Annotated in this window: 16 protein-coding genes; 8 read left to right on the top strand and 8 right to left on the bottom strand. The window is 62.7% G+C overall.

Annotated features, from left to right (window positions below; all coding sequences use genetic code 11):
* Window positions 1-115 precede the first annotated feature (115 nt).
* The gene (locus ABNU55_RS14455; RefSeq protein WP_290748605.1) at window positions 116-1,351 is read right to left on the bottom strand and encodes an aminotransferase class V-fold PLP-dependent enzyme; all 1,236 of its coding nucleotides are present in this window, start codon (window positions 1,349-1,351) and stop codon (window positions 116-118) included.
* An 85-nt stretch (window positions 1,352-1,436) separates the two neighbouring features.
* Between ABNU55_RS14455 and ABNU55_RS14450 the strand changes: the two genes are divergently transcribed.
* Window positions 1,437-2,393: an alpha/beta hydrolase gene (locus ABNU55_RS14450; RefSeq protein ID WP_290748607.1), complete on the top strand. Its 957-nt coding sequence runs from the start codon at window positions 1,437-1,439 to the stop codon at window positions 2,391-2,393.
* Window positions 2,394-2,486: 93 nt separating this feature from the next.
* Here ABNU55_RS14450 and ABNU55_RS14445 read toward each other — a convergent pair whose 3' ends face one another.
* The 3 genes from ABNU55_RS14445 to ABNU55_RS14435 are packed head-to-tail and all read right to left on the bottom strand — an operon-like array spanning window position 2,487 to window position 5,079.
* Complete coding sequence (locus tag ABNU55_RS14445; protein ID WP_290748609.1) at window positions 2,487-3,446, bottom strand: N-acyl homoserine lactonase family protein; 960 nt, start codon at window positions 3,444-3,446, stop codon at window positions 2,487-2,489.
* Window positions 3,447-3,481: 35 nt separating this feature from the next.
* Window positions 3,482-3,880: a phosphoribosyl-AMP cyclohydrolase gene (gene hisI, locus ABNU55_RS14440; protein WP_290748611.1), complete on the bottom strand. Its 399-nt coding sequence runs from the start codon at window positions 3,878-3,880 to the stop codon at window positions 3,482-3,484.
* On the bottom strand, window positions 3,880-5,079 hold the full coding sequence (locus ABNU55_RS14435; protein ID WP_290748614.1) for a CoA transferase: 1,200 nt from the start codon (window positions 5,077-5,079) through the stop codon (window positions 3,880-3,882). Before ABNU55_RS14435 ends, hisI begins: the two co-directional genes overlap by 1 nt.
* Window positions 5,080-5,117: 38 nt before the next feature.
* Between ABNU55_RS14435 and ABNU55_RS14430 the strand changes: the two genes are divergently transcribed.
* The 3 genes from ABNU55_RS14430 (at window position 5,118) to ABNU55_RS14420 (ending at window position 7,530) form a co-directional block, all read left to right on the top strand.
* Window positions 5,118-5,669 (top strand): YetF domain-containing protein, encoded by a 552-nt coding sequence (locus tag ABNU55_RS14430; RefSeq protein WP_290748616.1) that lies wholly within the window; start codon window positions 5,118-5,120, stop codon window positions 5,667-5,669.
* 60 nt (window positions 5,670-5,729) lie between these two features.
* Complete coding sequence (locus ABNU55_RS14425; protein ID WP_290748618.1) at window positions 5,730-6,626, top strand: hydroxymethylglutaryl-CoA lyase; 897 nt, start codon at window positions 5,730-5,732, stop codon at window positions 6,624-6,626.
* A 109-nt stretch (window positions 6,627-6,735) separates the two neighbouring features.
* Window positions 6,736-7,530, top strand: a complete 795-nt coding sequence (locus ABNU55_RS14420) for a glucose 1-dehydrogenase (RefSeq protein WP_290748620.1) — start codon at window positions 6,736-6,738, stop codon at window positions 7,528-7,530.
* 4 nt (window positions 7,531-7,534) lie between these two features.
* Here the strand turns inward: ABNU55_RS14420 and ABNU55_RS14415 are convergent, their stop codons facing one another.
* Together ABNU55_RS14415 and gloB are read right to left on the bottom strand one after the other, a co-directional pair.
* Window positions 7,535-7,975, bottom strand: a complete 441-nt coding sequence (locus tag ABNU55_RS14415; RefSeq protein ID WP_290759813.1) for a cupin domain-containing protein — start codon at window positions 7,973-7,975, stop codon at window positions 7,535-7,537.
* Window positions 7,976-7,977: 2 nt separating this feature from the next.
* A complete protein-coding gene (gloB, locus tag ABNU55_RS14410; RefSeq protein ID WP_290755125.1) occupies window positions 7,978-8,739 on the bottom strand; it encodes a hydroxyacylglutathione hydrolase in 762 nt (253 codons plus the stop codon).
* Between the two features lie 43 nt (window positions 8,740-8,782).
* Here gloB and ABNU55_RS14405 point away from each other — a divergent pair, with 43 nt between their 5' ends.
* The gene (locus tag ABNU55_RS14405) at window positions 8,783-9,601 is read left to right on the top strand and encodes a methyltransferase domain-containing protein (RefSeq protein ID WP_348764500.1); all 819 of its coding nucleotides are present in this window, start codon (window positions 8,783-8,785) and stop codon (window positions 9,599-9,601) included.
* A gap of 21 nt (window positions 9,602-9,622) precedes the next feature.
* A complete protein-coding gene (locus tag ABNU55_RS14400) occupies window positions 9,623-9,967 on the top strand; it encodes a P-II family nitrogen regulator (RefSeq protein ID WP_290755121.1) in 345 nt (114 codons plus the stop codon).
* Window positions 9,968-10,031: 64 nt separating this feature from the next.
* Here ABNU55_RS14400 and ABNU55_RS14395 read toward each other — a convergent pair whose 3' ends face one another.
* Both ABNU55_RS14395 and ABNU55_RS14390 read right to left on the bottom strand, forming a co-directional pair.
* Window positions 10,032-10,637, bottom strand: a complete 606-nt coding sequence (locus tag ABNU55_RS14395; protein WP_290755119.1) for a methionine biosynthesis protein MetW — start codon at window positions 10,635-10,637, stop codon at window positions 10,032-10,034.
* Complete coding sequence (locus tag ABNU55_RS14390) at window positions 10,637-11,773, bottom strand: homoserine O-acetyltransferase (RefSeq protein ID WP_290755118.1); 1,137 nt, start codon at window positions 11,771-11,773, stop codon at window positions 10,637-10,639. Before ABNU55_RS14390 ends, ABNU55_RS14395 begins: the two co-directional genes overlap by 1 nt.
* A gap of 132 nt (window positions 11,774-11,905) precedes the next feature.
* On the opposite strand from ABNU55_RS14390, the gene ABNU55_RS14385 reads away from it, so the two are divergent.
* Complete coding sequence (locus tag ABNU55_RS14385) at window positions 11,906-12,727, top strand: alpha/beta hydrolase (protein WP_290755117.1); 822 nt, start codon at window positions 11,906-11,908, stop codon at window positions 12,725-12,727.
* A gap of 93 nt (window positions 12,728-12,820) precedes the next feature.
* The gene (gene hisC / locus ABNU55_RS14380) at window positions 12,821-13,897 is read left to right on the top strand and encodes a histidinol-phosphate transaminase (protein WP_290759825.1); all 1,077 of its coding nucleotides are present in this window, start codon (window positions 12,821-12,823) and stop codon (window positions 13,895-13,897) included.
* Window positions 13,898-13,899: the final 2 nt, after the last annotated feature.

The following is a 13,899-nucleotide window of genomic DNA, read 5'->3' as shown; positions in this document are numbered from 1 at the left end:
GACTAGGCCGGGCGCGAGCGGGGGCGGAAACTATTGGTGCAAAGCCAGTGCAGGCGCGGTGCTCCGGCGGTGCATCCGGGGTGCATGGGCGGTGTTTTCGCGCGAGACGCCCTGCTCAGGTCACCGCCGCGCGTTTGCGGTATTCGTCCTTGTCCCAGCTTTTCGTTTCCAGGATGTCGGCGAGCGCGTCCATCGCGTCCCAGACATCGATAAAGCGCAGGAAGAGCGGGGAGAGGCCGAAGCGGATCGTGTCGGGCGCGCGGAAATCGGCGAGGATGTTGCGCGCCGCAAGGGCACGCACGATTTCATGCGCGTTGGGGTGGGCGAAGCTGACATGGCCGCCGCGTTTACTGGCGTCCAGCGGCGAGCGGATATCGAGTCCAAGCTCACCGGCGCGGCGGGTTACGAGATCACCCAGGGCCTGCGCCTTGGCCACGACAAGGGAGATGTCCAGCGCCTCAAAGGCTTCGAGCGCGCCGGACAGCGCGGCCAGGGAGAGGATGGGCGGTGTGCCATTGGCAAAGCGGGTAATGTCTTCTGCCGGTGTGTACGTGGCTTCGAAGGCGAAGGGGCGGGCGTGGCCCATCCAGCCGGGGAGCGGGCTTTCCAGCTTGCCGGTCAGGTCCTTGCGCACATAGAGGAAGGAGGGCGCGCCCGGCCCACCATTGAGGTATTTATAGGTGCAGCCTGCCGCGAGACGCGCGCCGGCCTTTGACAGGGAAACGTCAACGACGCCCGTCGCATGGCTGAGATCCCAGACGATGACACCGCCGCAGTCAGCGGCGATCTTTTCGGCGGCCGCCATGTCGCGCAGGGCGCCGGTGCGGTAATTGATCAGGCTGTGGACCAGGACGCCGCCGGTTTCAGCAAGCTTGCCGAGCCCCTCCCCCGGCGCGGCGCGATGGAAGGTGACGCCTGACATCCCGGCCAGCGCTTCGATGACATACTGGTCGGTCGGAAACTCGTCCTCTTCAACGATAAGGTCAGAGCTGGCCGCGAGTGAGCCGGCGGCCGAGGCGAGCTTGTAGAGATTGGCCGAAACGCTGTCGGCGATCATGATCTCTGCCGGTTTTGCGCCGACGAGACGGGCAAGCTGGCCACCCGTGCGCTTTGCCAGGGTAAACCAGTCTGCCGTATTCCAGGAGCGCACAAGGCCGCGCCGCCAATCATAATGGGCGGCCTGATGCAGCGCATCGAGTGCGTTATGGGTTGCCGGGCCCAGCGAATGGCCGACCAGATAGACAAGCCCGCCTTCCATGTCGAAGGCCTCGCGCGCATGGGCGAGGATGTCGTGACGGTCGGTTGCGACGGCCTCGTCGCGGCTTTTGGGCGGGTGATAAGCCATAACCATGATTAACCCCTGGTGGTGCAATCGGTTCTCTTGCCAATGCTCCCCTCATTCTTCAGATGGAAGCAGATTTCGCAGGAAGGGCAAAATGACACGTGTACAGATTGCGGCGGGCGCAGTGTTTGCCCTGAGCGCGTGCGGCGCCTCCAGTCCCGAGATCGCACCGGCGGCGCCCGCTGCGCCGCAAGAGGAGGCGCTGATGCCCGACTTGATGAGCTGGCCGGACCTCACGGGCCAGGCCCTGCCCTCTGCCAGCACAAGCGTGCGGACGGGCCCGCTCGACACCGATGTCGTGGATGTCTGGCTACCAGAGGGAGAGGGACCGCATCCCACCGTGCTGATGGTGCATGGCGGCTGCTGGCAGAAGGCCATCGCGGACCGTACACTGATGAACTATGCCGCCGCAGCGCTGCGTGATGAAGGCATGGCGGTCTGGAATATCGAGTATCGCGGTGTCGATGAGGCGGGCGGCGGATATCCCGGAACTTATCAGGATGTTGCCCGCGCGGTGGATGCGCTCGGGGCATACGGACCGGCGCTCGGTCTCGACGTGTCGAATGTCGTCGCTATCGGCCACTCGGCAGGCGGGCATCTGGCGCTCTGGGCGGCTGGGCGTGCGAAGCTGCCGGAGACGAGCCCGCTTTATGAGGCGGACCCTCTTGCCATCAAGGGCGTGGTGAATGTCGGAGGCCTCGCCGATCTTGAGGCGTCCGCGCCGGTGACGCAGGCTGGCTGTCTTGCCGATATCATGGACAAGCTGACCGGGCTGCCCATTGGGGAGCGGGCCAATGTTTTTGCAGACACCTCACCTGCCGAGATGCTGCCGCTTGGCGTCCGGCAGGTGAGTCTCAACGGGGCAAATGACAAGATTGCCCCGCCCGTGCTCGGAAAAGCCTATAGCGAGAAGGCAGGGGCCGCAGGTGATCCGGCCCTCTATGTCGAAATTCCCCGAACCGGCCATGTCGAACTGGTCGCGCCCGGCACGGCCGCCTTCGATGCGGAAATCGCGATATTGAAGGACATGCTGGGCATGTCTGACGAGTAGGCCGGCCAGGGACGGGCGAGGAAGCCCCGCCCCTCGACAGGCTCAGGACGGGGCTTACGCAAGCTCAAAAGCGCGTTTGGCGGGCAGGCCCCTCTAGCGCATCACGTCGGGCAGGTCTTCGGTGTCGGCCGGCTCGTGCTGGATGATGACCATGGCGCCAAGCTCGTCCGCGCGGGCCTCGAATGCCTCCATCGAGGCGCGGGTCGCTTCGATATCACTGTTGAAGGAAGGCACGCGGCGTCCTTCACGGCTTTCCTCGCGGTGGTAGAGGTCACCGGTCAGCAGGACAGGACCCGTTTCCGGCAGATTGACCAGAAGCGAGGCATGGCCCGGCGTGTGACCGGGGGTCTCCATGATGATGACGGAGCCATCGCCAAAGACATCGTAATTGTCGCCAATTGTCTGGCGCTCGAGTGCCTCGAAAGCGGGGAACTGGCTCTCGGCCTGGCCGTCGCCCTCTTCGCTTTCACTGCCCGCTTCGGGGAACATGAAGCCATATTCGGTCTCGTTCACCAGCCATGTGGTCGACGGGTCGATATCGCTGGCCTGACCGACATGATCGAAATGGCTGTGCGAGATTGCCACCAGTTCGATGTCATCCATGCCAAGGCCCATTTCGAGGAGCTGGTCGGCAATCGTCTTTTCCAGCGAGACCGTGAAGACATCCTGCGTCTGCTCACCGTCTTCAACCAGCTCGCCCGGCAGGCCGAGATCCCAGAGAAGGTCACCTTCCGGGTGGCGGACCAGCCAGCATGTGTCTGTGAACGTGTCGGTCTGGCCGGCATAGTCGCCTTCGACCGAGAAGATATCGAGATCCGAGACCTCAATGGTGCCGCAGTCGAGCTTGATCAGCTGAAGCTCACCGGCGGGCTCATCCGCCATCGTGCTGGCGGTTTCGCTCTCGCCCGGCTCTGCGGCCTCCGTATCGCCGGCAATGGGCGCGGTTTCCTGCGGCGGCGGCGGGGCCATTTCATCGGCCGGTTCCTCACCCGGCGAACAGGCCGCCATGGCCAGTGCCAGCGCACCCAGCGAAACGAGTGTCAGTGTTTTCATGATGAATTGCCCCTTAAATTCAGCCTGAGGGGTTTTTACGCTTCTTCACCTGTGAATGAAAGCGCACCATCGCGAGATACCTCGCGATAGAAGCAAGATTTCCGGTCAGTGTGACATGCAGGCCCTTTTTGGGTGACCTTGAGCAGGAGCGTGTCCTGATCGCAGTCGATGAGGATGCGCTCGACGGTCTGGGTGTTGCCGGAGGTTTCGCCCTTGCGCCAGAGCTTGCCGCGCGAGCGGGAGAAATAGGTCGCCTCGCCGGTCTCGATGGTCTGGCGGAGCGCCTCGTCATTCATCCAGGCCATCATGAGGATCTCGCCGGTCGCTTCGTCCTGCGCGATGGCGGGGATGAGGCCGTCGGCGTTGAATTTTGGACGAAGCTCTTTGGCCTCGTCCTGCGCGGCGCCGGAAAGCGGGGGTTTGAAGTCCGTCATCAGATTATTCCTTGTTCGCGCAGGCGTGTCTGCTGCGGGGTGTCTATGCCAAGGGAAGAGAGGATTTCGCCTGTATGGGCGCCAAGCTCCGGCCCGGTATGGCTGACCTTGCCCGGCGTCTCGGAGAGTTTCGGGAAGACGCCCTGCATCGGCACCTTACCCAGCATGGGGTGGGCGACACGGATGATCGCTTCACGGGCCTTGATATGGGCGTCCTCAAGCATGTCGCGGGCGGTGTTCACAGGACCGCAGGGCACGCCGTTCTGCTCGCAGAGGGCAAGCACCTCATCGACCGTGCGCTCCCCGGTCCAGGCGGCGATCTTCTCATCGAGCTCGTGCTGGTTGTCGCCGCGCCCGTCATGGGTGGCAAAACGCGGGTCATCCGCCCAGTCAGCGCCGATCATGCCTGCGAGACGGCGATAGAGCGTGTCCTGGTTGGCGCCAATGATGACCATGCCATCGGTGCAAGGGTAGACACCGGACGGCGCGACGCGCGGCAGGATGGGGCCGGTGCGTTCGCGTATATGGCCGGCGAGCGCATATTCAGGGATGATGCTCTCGATGAAGGCCATGACGCTTTCATAGATGGCCGCATCGACGACCTGGCCCTTGCCGGTCTTTTCCCGCGCAAACAGCGCCATCATCGTGCCGAGCGCGGCGAAGGTGCCGGTCATCGTATCGCCGAGGGAGACGCCCGCGCGCGCCGGAAGCCGATCCGGTTCGCCGATCATGTAACGCAGCCCGCCCTTGGCTTCGCCTACGCTGGCATAGCCGGCCTTGGCGCTTTCGGGGCCTGTCTGGCCATAGCCGGAGATGCGGGCGATCACGAGCCGCGGATTGAGCGCGTGCAGGACATCCGGGCCGAGCCCCCAGCGCTCCAGCGTGCCGGGACGGAAATTCTCGATCAGGACATCGGCCGTCGCCGCAAGCTCTTTCAGAATGTTCTGGCCTTCGGCTTCGCGCAGATTGAGCGTGAGGGATTTCTTGTTGCGGGCGATGATGGGCCAGAAGAGGCTCTGGCCGTCCTTCTTGACCGCGCCCCAGCCACGCGCCGGATCCGGCGCATCCGGCGCCTCGACCTTGATGACCTCAGCGCCAAAGTCGCCCAGCAGCTGGGCGCAGAAGGGACCGGCAATGAGCTGGCCAAGCTCGATGACCCTCAGGCCGGAAAGCGGGGCGGGAACTGACGTGTCAGGCATGCGCTCTGTTTGGATCAAGCAGGGGAAGGGCGCAAGACATGACAGAATGGATTATGACGAGCTGGCTGGCCGCCGCCATGGTGGTGGCCGGGGGCCTTGGCATGTATGTCACGGTGATCGCGCTAAGCCGCATTTTCGGACTGCGCAGTTTCTCGAAAATGAGTGGTTTCGACTTTGCCATCACAATCGCGACCGGCTCTATCCTGGCGGCCGTTTTCATCGCCAAGGACCCGCCGCTCCTGCAGGGTATTGCCGCGATGGTAATCCTGTTTGCAATGCAGGCCGCTGTCGCAGAGATGCGCAAGCGCTTTCGCTTCGTGGAGTCCATTGTCGACAACCGGCCCCGTCTCATCATGTGGGGCGGGGAAATCGACGAGAAACAAATGCTGAAGGCGAAGATTACACGGGCCGACCTGATCGCCAAGCTGCGGGAGGCCAATGTAACCCGGTTTGAGCAGGTGCACGCTGTCGTCGCCGAAACGACGGGCGACATCTCTGTCCTGCATGGCCCGCCTGACCAAGACCTGGAATTGGGCCTTCTCGATGGTGTGATTGGCGCCGAGCGGTTTGAAGCGAATGTGCGCGCATAATTTGGGCTTTGCGGTCCGGGTCGATATCACGGGCTGCAGGAACCGATTGAGAGGATTTGGATGACACGGCGCATCGACATCGTAGAGGTCGGCCCGCGCGACGGGCTGCAGAACGACCCGGGCAATCTGACCACGCAGCAAAAGCTTGAATTCATTCAGCGGCTGGAAGAGGCAGGTGTGAAGCGGATGGAGTCCGGCAGCTTCGTCTCGCCCAAGGCCGTGCCGAAAATGGCCGACTCTGCGGAGGTCTTCGCCGGGGTCGACCGCGCAAAGCCGACCCGGCACATCGCGCTTGCCCTGAACGAGAAAGGCGTGCGCCGCGCTATCGATGCAGGCGCCGACGAGATCAATTTCGTGCTGGTTGCCGGCGAAGGCTTCGGCAAGCGCAATCAGGGCATGAGCCCGAGCGAGAGCGCCGACATGCTGATGCAGTGCGCGCCGCTGATCCACGAGGCGGGAATACCGCTTTCAGCGACGATTTCCGTCGCCTTCGGGGACCCTTATGATGGCGAGGTAGACCCGGCCGTTGTCGCCAATCTTGCCGCACGGGCGCAGCGCGCGGGCGTCGGGGAGCTGGCGCTGGGCGATACGATCGGGGTGGCAACGCCGTGGCAGGTGAAGGCGCTGACCGAACGGGTCCTGATGGAGGCGCCGGATGTCTTCCTGCGCATGCATTTCCATGACACGCGGGGCGCCGCGCTCGCCAATGTGGCCGCTGCCGTGGATATCGGGGTCGATGTGATCGACGCGAGCTGCGGCGGCATTGGGGGCTGTCCCTTCGCCCCGGCGGCCACCGGCAATGTAGCGACAGAAGATGTCGTCTACATGCTGGAGCGGGCCGGTTTCGAGACGGGACTCGACCTCCCCAAACTCATCGAGACCGCCAAGTGGCTGGAGACCGTCCTCGGCCATGAGGTGAGCTCCAGCCTCAGCAAAGCTGGCGGCTTTCCAGCTTAAGCGCCGCGCCTTTTCTCCTGCCGCCGCGTCAGACTTGCCCGCCTCTCATAATGCTGAAAACCTTCTCTGAAACCGGCATCAAAGCGCGGAAATCAGAGGGAGGAGCGTGATGGGGAAAAAGTTCGAAGGCCAAGTCGTCTGTATCACCGGCGCAGCAAAGGGGATCGGTCGTCAGGCCGCTCTCAGCTTTGCCGCGGAGGGCGCGGTGATCGTCGCGACGGATATCGAAACCGAGCCCGGAAAGACACTTGTCGCCGAGGTGAAGGGGTCTGGCGGCAAGGCGAGCTTCATCGAGCACGACGTCACCTCTGAAGAGGCCTGGCAAAACGTCATCGCCAATATCCGAGAGCAACACGGCAAACTCGACGTCCTCATCAACAATGCGGGGATCGGGATGACCGGCCTTGTCCATGAGATGGAGCTGTCGCTCTGGCGCAAGATGATGGCGGTGAATGTCGATGGCGTCTTCCTGGGCGTGAAACACGCCCTGCCCCTGATGCGCGCAGCAGGCAGCGGAAACATCATCAATGTCTCGTCGGTTGCTGGCATCCGCTCGACGGCGAATTTTTCCTGCTATTGTGCGACAAAGGCGGCCGTGAAGAGCTTCACAAAGTCAGTCGCGCTTGAATGCGCCGAGGCGAAAGACGGCATCCGGGTCAATTCCATTCACCCGGGGATCATCTCAACCGCGATCTGGGACACGTTGATCGGCACAGAAGAGACCGAGACCAGCAATATGCCGCGCGATGCGACGCTGGCGGGCATGACGAGCGAGGCCGTGCCGTTCGGACGGACCGGCACGATACAGGAGATCGTCAACGGCATGCTTTTCCTCGCCTCCGACGAGAGCAGCTACATGCATGGCGCCGAACTTGTGCTGGATGGCGGCCTGACGGCGGGGTGAGCGCCTAGACTTTGGGGCGCCAGTTGTCCGGGGCCATTTCGAACCCCGCAAACTCAAACCCTGGCGCGACAAAGCAGCTGACGAGGGTCCAGGCGCCGAGGCTTTCGGCGGTCTGCCAGTGATCTTTCGGCACGACGCATTGGGGGCGCTGGCCGGCGCGAAGGTCCGGTCCGAGCCGATGGGCCTTTGCGCCTTTTCCATCGGGCGGGGAGAGTGTCAGCGACAGCGGGCCACCGGCATGCCAGGCCCAGACCTCATCGGCGTCGACGCGGTGCCAGGCAGAGACTTCGTCGGCCTGCAGCAGATAATAGATCGTCGTGCAGGCCGCGCGGCCTTCGCCTTCAGACCGGTAGATTTCGGCGTAATAGCCGCCCTCGGGGTGAGGCTTGAGCCCCAGAAGGCGGATGATCTCATTCGCGCCGAGGTCGCCGGAGATGGCGGGCATGTTCAGAAACTGTCCTTGCGGGCGCGGATTTCCGCGAAAGTCGCGACGGGATCGCCCGCATGGCCCATGGCCGCCTGAAGGTCAGCGTCGTCAGCCCGCAGGAAGGGATTGGCTTCCAGCTCCCGCGAGAGAACGGTCGGCACCGTCCAGTCGCCGCGCGACCGCTTTGCCTCAACTTCCTTTGCATAGGCCGTCAGCGCCGGATTGTCCGGATCAACGCTGAGGGCGAAGCGGGCATTGGCCTGCGTATACTCATGCGCGCAGTAGATCGTGGTGTCGGCTGGCAGCGCTTTCAGGCGCGACAGGCTTTTCCACATCATGTCGGCATCCCCTTCGAAGACACGCCCGCAGCCGAGCGCGAAAAGCGCATCACCGACAAAGGCCGTCTTCGCCGAAGGGATGTGATAGGCGATATGGCCGAGCGTGTGTCCGGGAACGTCGATGATGTTCACCTTCATGTCGCCAAGGCCGATCTCATCGCCGCCGGACAGGTCCTGGTCGATACCGGGTATCTTTTCAGCCTCGCCCGCCGGGCCGAGGATGCGGCAGCCGGTTTCCTTCTTGATGAGCTCGTTGCCGCCGGCATGGTCGGGATGCCAGTGGGTGTTCCAGATCTCATCGATGGTCCAGCCGCGATTGCTGGCCTCGATCAGATATTTCTCACCATCTGGCGTATCAATGGCGACGGTCGTGCCGCTCTCTGGGTCGTGTGCGAGAAAGCCGTAATTGTCTTTCAGGCAGGGGAACTGGTGAATTTCGATCATGATACCATTTAAAACCAAAGGCGGAATGTGAAACAAGGCTTGTATGAGACTAACGGCCAGCGATCTGGAAAAGTTCTATGCCTCCGGACTGGGAGAAACGGTCTGCTATCTGCTCCTCAAGCGCCTGAATGATCTCTGGGGCGATTGCGCCAGCCAGACTGTGTTGGGCATGGGGTACGCCCACCCGCTTTTGGCCGGCCTGTCGGCAAATGCGCAGGCCTGTATGGCCGTGACGCCGCACCATTGGCCTGCCAGCTACTGGGCCGGGACAGATCGCGGCGTGTCGACCTGTATCGCCGAGGAAGACCGCCTGCCCTTTGGCGACGGTGTCTTCGACCGGGTCATCCTGCTGCATGCCGTCGAGGAGGCGGAAAGCCCACGCGCGGTGATGCGCGAAGCCTGGCGTGTGCTGGCGCCGGAGGGGCGCGTTCTGCTGGTGGTCGCCAATCGCAAGGGGCTCTGGTCATTGAGCGAGGGCACGCCATTTGGACATGGACGCCCCTGGACACGGCGCCAGCTGATCGAATGGCTGAACGACCATCTGTTTCAGGTGACCGCCAGCACGACCGCCGTCTATATGCCGCCGCTGAATTGGCGGCTGGTGACGCAGGCCGCTGACGGATTTGAGAGTTTCGGAGCGTTCGCCGCCTCTGGCCTTGGCGGCGTTGTCATGGTTGAAGCAGTCAAACACCTCTATGCAAAACCGGGCGGTGGCGCCGTCGCGCCGGCCACGAGTCTGGCGGGTGGGCGCAAAGGTGTGGCACAATTGCCTAGAAATGAGGCAGCGCGTGAGAGCGTCCGGAAAGGGCCAATTTCTCACATTGACCGTCCTGACACGGCGCGCTTTCATCGAACTTGTTGAACAATGGGAGGCTCTGGGGCCATGAAATTAATCACCGCTATCTTCAAACCGAGCAGACTCGACGCCGTCATCGACGCGCTGAGTGAAGCCGGTGTTGCCGGTCTGACAGTTTCGGAAGTCCGAGGCTATGGACGCCAGCAGGGCAAGACCGAAGTCTATCGCGGTGCCGAGTATGAGGTCCGCCTGCTGCCGAAGGTGAAGGTGGAAGTGGCCTGCGCGACGGGCGACATCGACCGTCTTGTCGAGGCCATCATCAGCGCGGCAAATACCGGCACGATTGGTGACGGCAAGATTTTCGTCTCGGGCCTCGACAGCGTCACCCGCATCCGGACCGGCGAGAAGAACGAACAGGCACTGGGCGGCTAAGCCCCTTCTTTCTTTTTTCGGTATTCAGAAAACCGGCAGGAGTTTCGTGCTTCTGCCGGTTTTTCTATGCGCGCCTGAGATGAAGGATCACCTCGTCTGCGCCCCAGTTGAGGCGGGCAAGACCCGACTTGCGGAAAGCGCCGACAACACCTCCGCGTACGGGGGCCATGGCGACGGTGGTGAGGTTGAGGCTGTCTGCAAGCTCAATCATGTCGAGCGCGGTGATTGGCTGAAGGATATTTTCGGCCTGAGCCCAGCCCGGCCCCGGCATGCGGCCGGAGCGGATGAGCGAGAGGCGCCGCGTCCAGAGGCCGTAATTCCTGAAGGAAACAATCACGTCCGGCGCGATCCGGGCCAGTTCGCGCAGGACATGGGCCGGCCGGCGCATCTGCTGGATCGCCTGCGAGAGGATGGCGACGTCAAACCCATCGTCGGGAAAGACCTCCAGATCGCTGTCGGCATCGCCCTGGATGACCGACAGACCGCGCGCGAGGGCGACCCCGGCAAGCTCGCTGGAAATCTCCAGCCCGCCAACCTTCACGCCTCTCTCACGCTTCAGGAGGTCAAGAAGGGCACCGTCGCCGCAGCCGACGTCCAGAACACGGGCCCCCGGCTCAACGCGGGCGGCAATCGCCTTGTGGTCGGCGCGGACCTGCGGAAAGCCTGCCACTAGATGCCCCGCAATTCTGCATTGGCCGACAGGAAGCCAGTCAGCGCCTTTTCATAGATCGGCTCTTCCAGGAGGAAGGCGTCATGGCCCTTGTCGGACTCGATATCGAGATAGCTGACTTCGGCGCCGGCCGCAGCAAGCGCGCGGGTGATGTCGCGATTGGCCTCTGGCGGATAGTGCCAGTCTGAGGAGAATGAAAACAGGCAGAAGCGCACCGGTGTGCCCCTGAAAACATCGGCCAGCCGCCCCTCACGGCGCGAGGCGAGATCGAAATAGTCCATCGCGCGCGTCACATAGAGATAGGAGTTGGCGTCGAACCGGTCGACAAAGGAATTGCCCTGATAACGCAGATAGGATTCGACCTGGAAGTCGGCATCGAAGCTGAAGCTGGTGCGTTCGCGGTCCTGCAGGCCGCGGTCGAATTTCCGCTTGAGGGCGCTTTCCGAGACATAGGTGATGTGCGCGGCCATGCGGGCGATGGCGAGGCCGCGTGAGGGGCGTTTTCCCTCGGCGAGGTAATGGCCCTCACACCAGTCGGGATCGGCCATGATCGCCTGGCGCCCGACCTCATAGAAGGCGATATTCTGGGCCGAATGGCTGGCCGAGGTGGCAATGGGCACGGAGGTGAAGACCTGATCGGGCGCCTGCGCGGCCCATTCGAGTGCCTGCATCCCGCCCATGGAGCCGCCGATCACGCAGAACAGGCTGTCGATGCCGAGCGCCTCGATAAAGGCGCGCTGGGCGCGGACCATGTCGGCAATGGTGATGACGGGAAAACGCGTCCCATAGGGCTTGCCATCGGGGGCCTTGGACGCCGGGCCGGTTGTGCCCATACAGCCGCCGAGTACATTGGTCGCAATGACATGGAACCGGTCGGTATCGACAGCCTTGCCCGGCCCGACGATACGCGTCCACCAAGCGGGACGGCCCGTGACCGGGTTGGGCGAGCCTGCAAACTGATCGCCCGTCAGCGCGTGGCAGACAAGAACGACATTGGTCCTGTCCTCATTCAGCGTGCCCCAGCTCTCATAGGCGATATCGACATGTTCGAGGGTCTCGCCGCAATCGAGCTTCAGCGGCTCTGGCAGGGCGAGCACGCGCAGGGCATCGGTCTGGGGCGAAGCATTATCGGGCATCGCCGTTCTGGTGTCGGCAAGGCGCGCTCAAGTCAAGCCGGATCGGATGGCTCGCCTATTGGCGCATGCCGGAACAGCCCCGCTGCCGACACGTTGGCTGGGTGAGATTCAAGAGCAAGAAACGAGGAAAACATGCCGTATATTCAGGGTGCTGACAAAACCGACATCTATGTAAAGGACTGGGGTGAGGGACAGCCCATCATCCTGATCCATGGCTGGCCGCTCAATGCCGACAGCTGGGAATATCAGGCGGTGAAACTCGCCGAAGCGGGCTACCGCGTCATCTCCTATGACCGCCGGGGCTTTGGCCGTTCCGAACAGCCCTGGAGCGGCTATGACTATGACACGATGTCCGATGACCTTGACGCGATCATCAAGGAACTGGACCTGAAGGATGCGACGCTGGCCGGCTTCTCCATGGCGGGCGGCGAGGTCTGCCGCTACATGTCGCGCCATGACGGCAAGGGCGTGAAGAAGGCGGCGCTGATTTCGTCCATCGCGCCCTATATGCTGCAAACCGACGACAATCCGGACGGTGCCCCCATAGATGTCTTCGAAGGCATCAAGGCAGAGCTGCGCCAGAACCGTCAGCAATTCCTGGCCGGCTTCTTCAAGGATTTCTATGGCAATGGCACCGAGGGCGGCGGCGTGTCCGACGAAGTGCTGCACTGGTCCTGGCAGATGGCGATGATGGCCTCACCCAAGGCGACGCTCGACTGTGTCGACGCGTTCGGCAAGACCGACCTTCGCCCCGATTTCGATGCGATAGATGTGCCGCTCCTCGTCATTCACGGCACTGGCGACCAGACGGTCCCCATCGATGCGACCGGGCGCGAGGCTGTCAAACTCGCCAAGAATGCAGAGCTGAAGGAATATGAAGGCGCGCCGCACGGCCTGCCTGCGACACATTCAGGCCAGCTGACAACGGATCTCATTGAATTCCTGAAGGCCTGATCCGCGCTTGCGGCCCGGTCATTCACAGGCTCTCACTTGATTTTCGGCCCATCCTTGGCCCATGAGGATCAGCTTGAAACAGGGAGCAGTCTGATGACCGGGCCAAAGCCACTTTCGAACATTCTCGAGATCACGCCTTACAAGGGTGGTCAGAAGCTCGATCATGGCTGGAAACTCTCCTCCAATGAGAACCCGCTAGGGGCGAGCAGCAAGGCGGTTGAGGCGCTCACCAATGCCGCCCGTCATCTCGAGCTTTACCCCGATGGCTCGGCCTTTGCGCTTCGCCAGGCGATTGGCGCGAAATATGACATCGACCCGGACCGGATCGTCTGCGGCGCTGGCTCTGACGAAATCTTCCAGCTTCTGGGGCGTGCCTATCTGCAGCCCGGCGATGAAGTCCTGCAGTCGGCGCACGGCTTCCTCGTCTACAGCCTCGTCGCCCAGCAGGCGGGCGCAAAGCTGGTCAGCGCACCGGAAAAAGAGCTGCGCACCGATGTGGACGCCATGCTGGAACGCGTGACGGACAAGACGAAGATCGTCTTTCTGGCGAACCCGAACAATCCGACCGGCAGCTATATCCCTCACAGCGAGGTGAAACGGCTGCATGACGGCCTTCGCGGGGACATCCTGCTGGTGCTGGACGGGGCCTATGCCGAATATGTCCAGAAGGACGATTATGATGACGGCATGGGGATGGCGCGCGACTATCCGAATGTGCTGGTCACACGCACCTTCTCCAAGATCCACGGGCTGGCAGGCCTGCGTCTTGGCTGGGCCTATGGGCCGGAAAGCGTCATCGACGCGGTTCACCGCGTTCGGGGGCCATTCAATGTCACCTCCGTCGCGCAGGCCGCCGCGCTTGGCGCGCTGGAAGACGACGCTTTCGTTGCCAAGTCGGTAAAGCACAATAATGGCGAACTAGACCGGCTGAAGCCTGCCCTGGAAAAGATGGGCTTCAAGGTCTTCCCGAGCGTCGCCAACTTCCTGCTCATCGATTTCGGCAGTGAGAAGCGGGCCGAGGAGGCTGATGTCTTCCTGCGCTCCAAGGGGATCGTCATCCGCGACATGAAGGCCTATGGCCTGGCGCACTGCATGCGTCTCTCGATTGGCACGACAGAGGCCAATGATGATGTCCTCGCCGCCTTCGACGCTTTTTCGAAAGCCAGCTAGAC

Origin of the sequence: uncultured Henriciella sp., from assembly GCF_964005855.1 — a bacterium.
Lineage (GTDB): Bacteria > Pseudomonadota > Alphaproteobacteria > Caulobacterales > Hyphomonadaceae > Henriciella.
The sequence above is the reverse complement of the archived record's forward strand: the minus strand, read 5'-3'. Positions and strand labels throughout refer to the sequence as shown.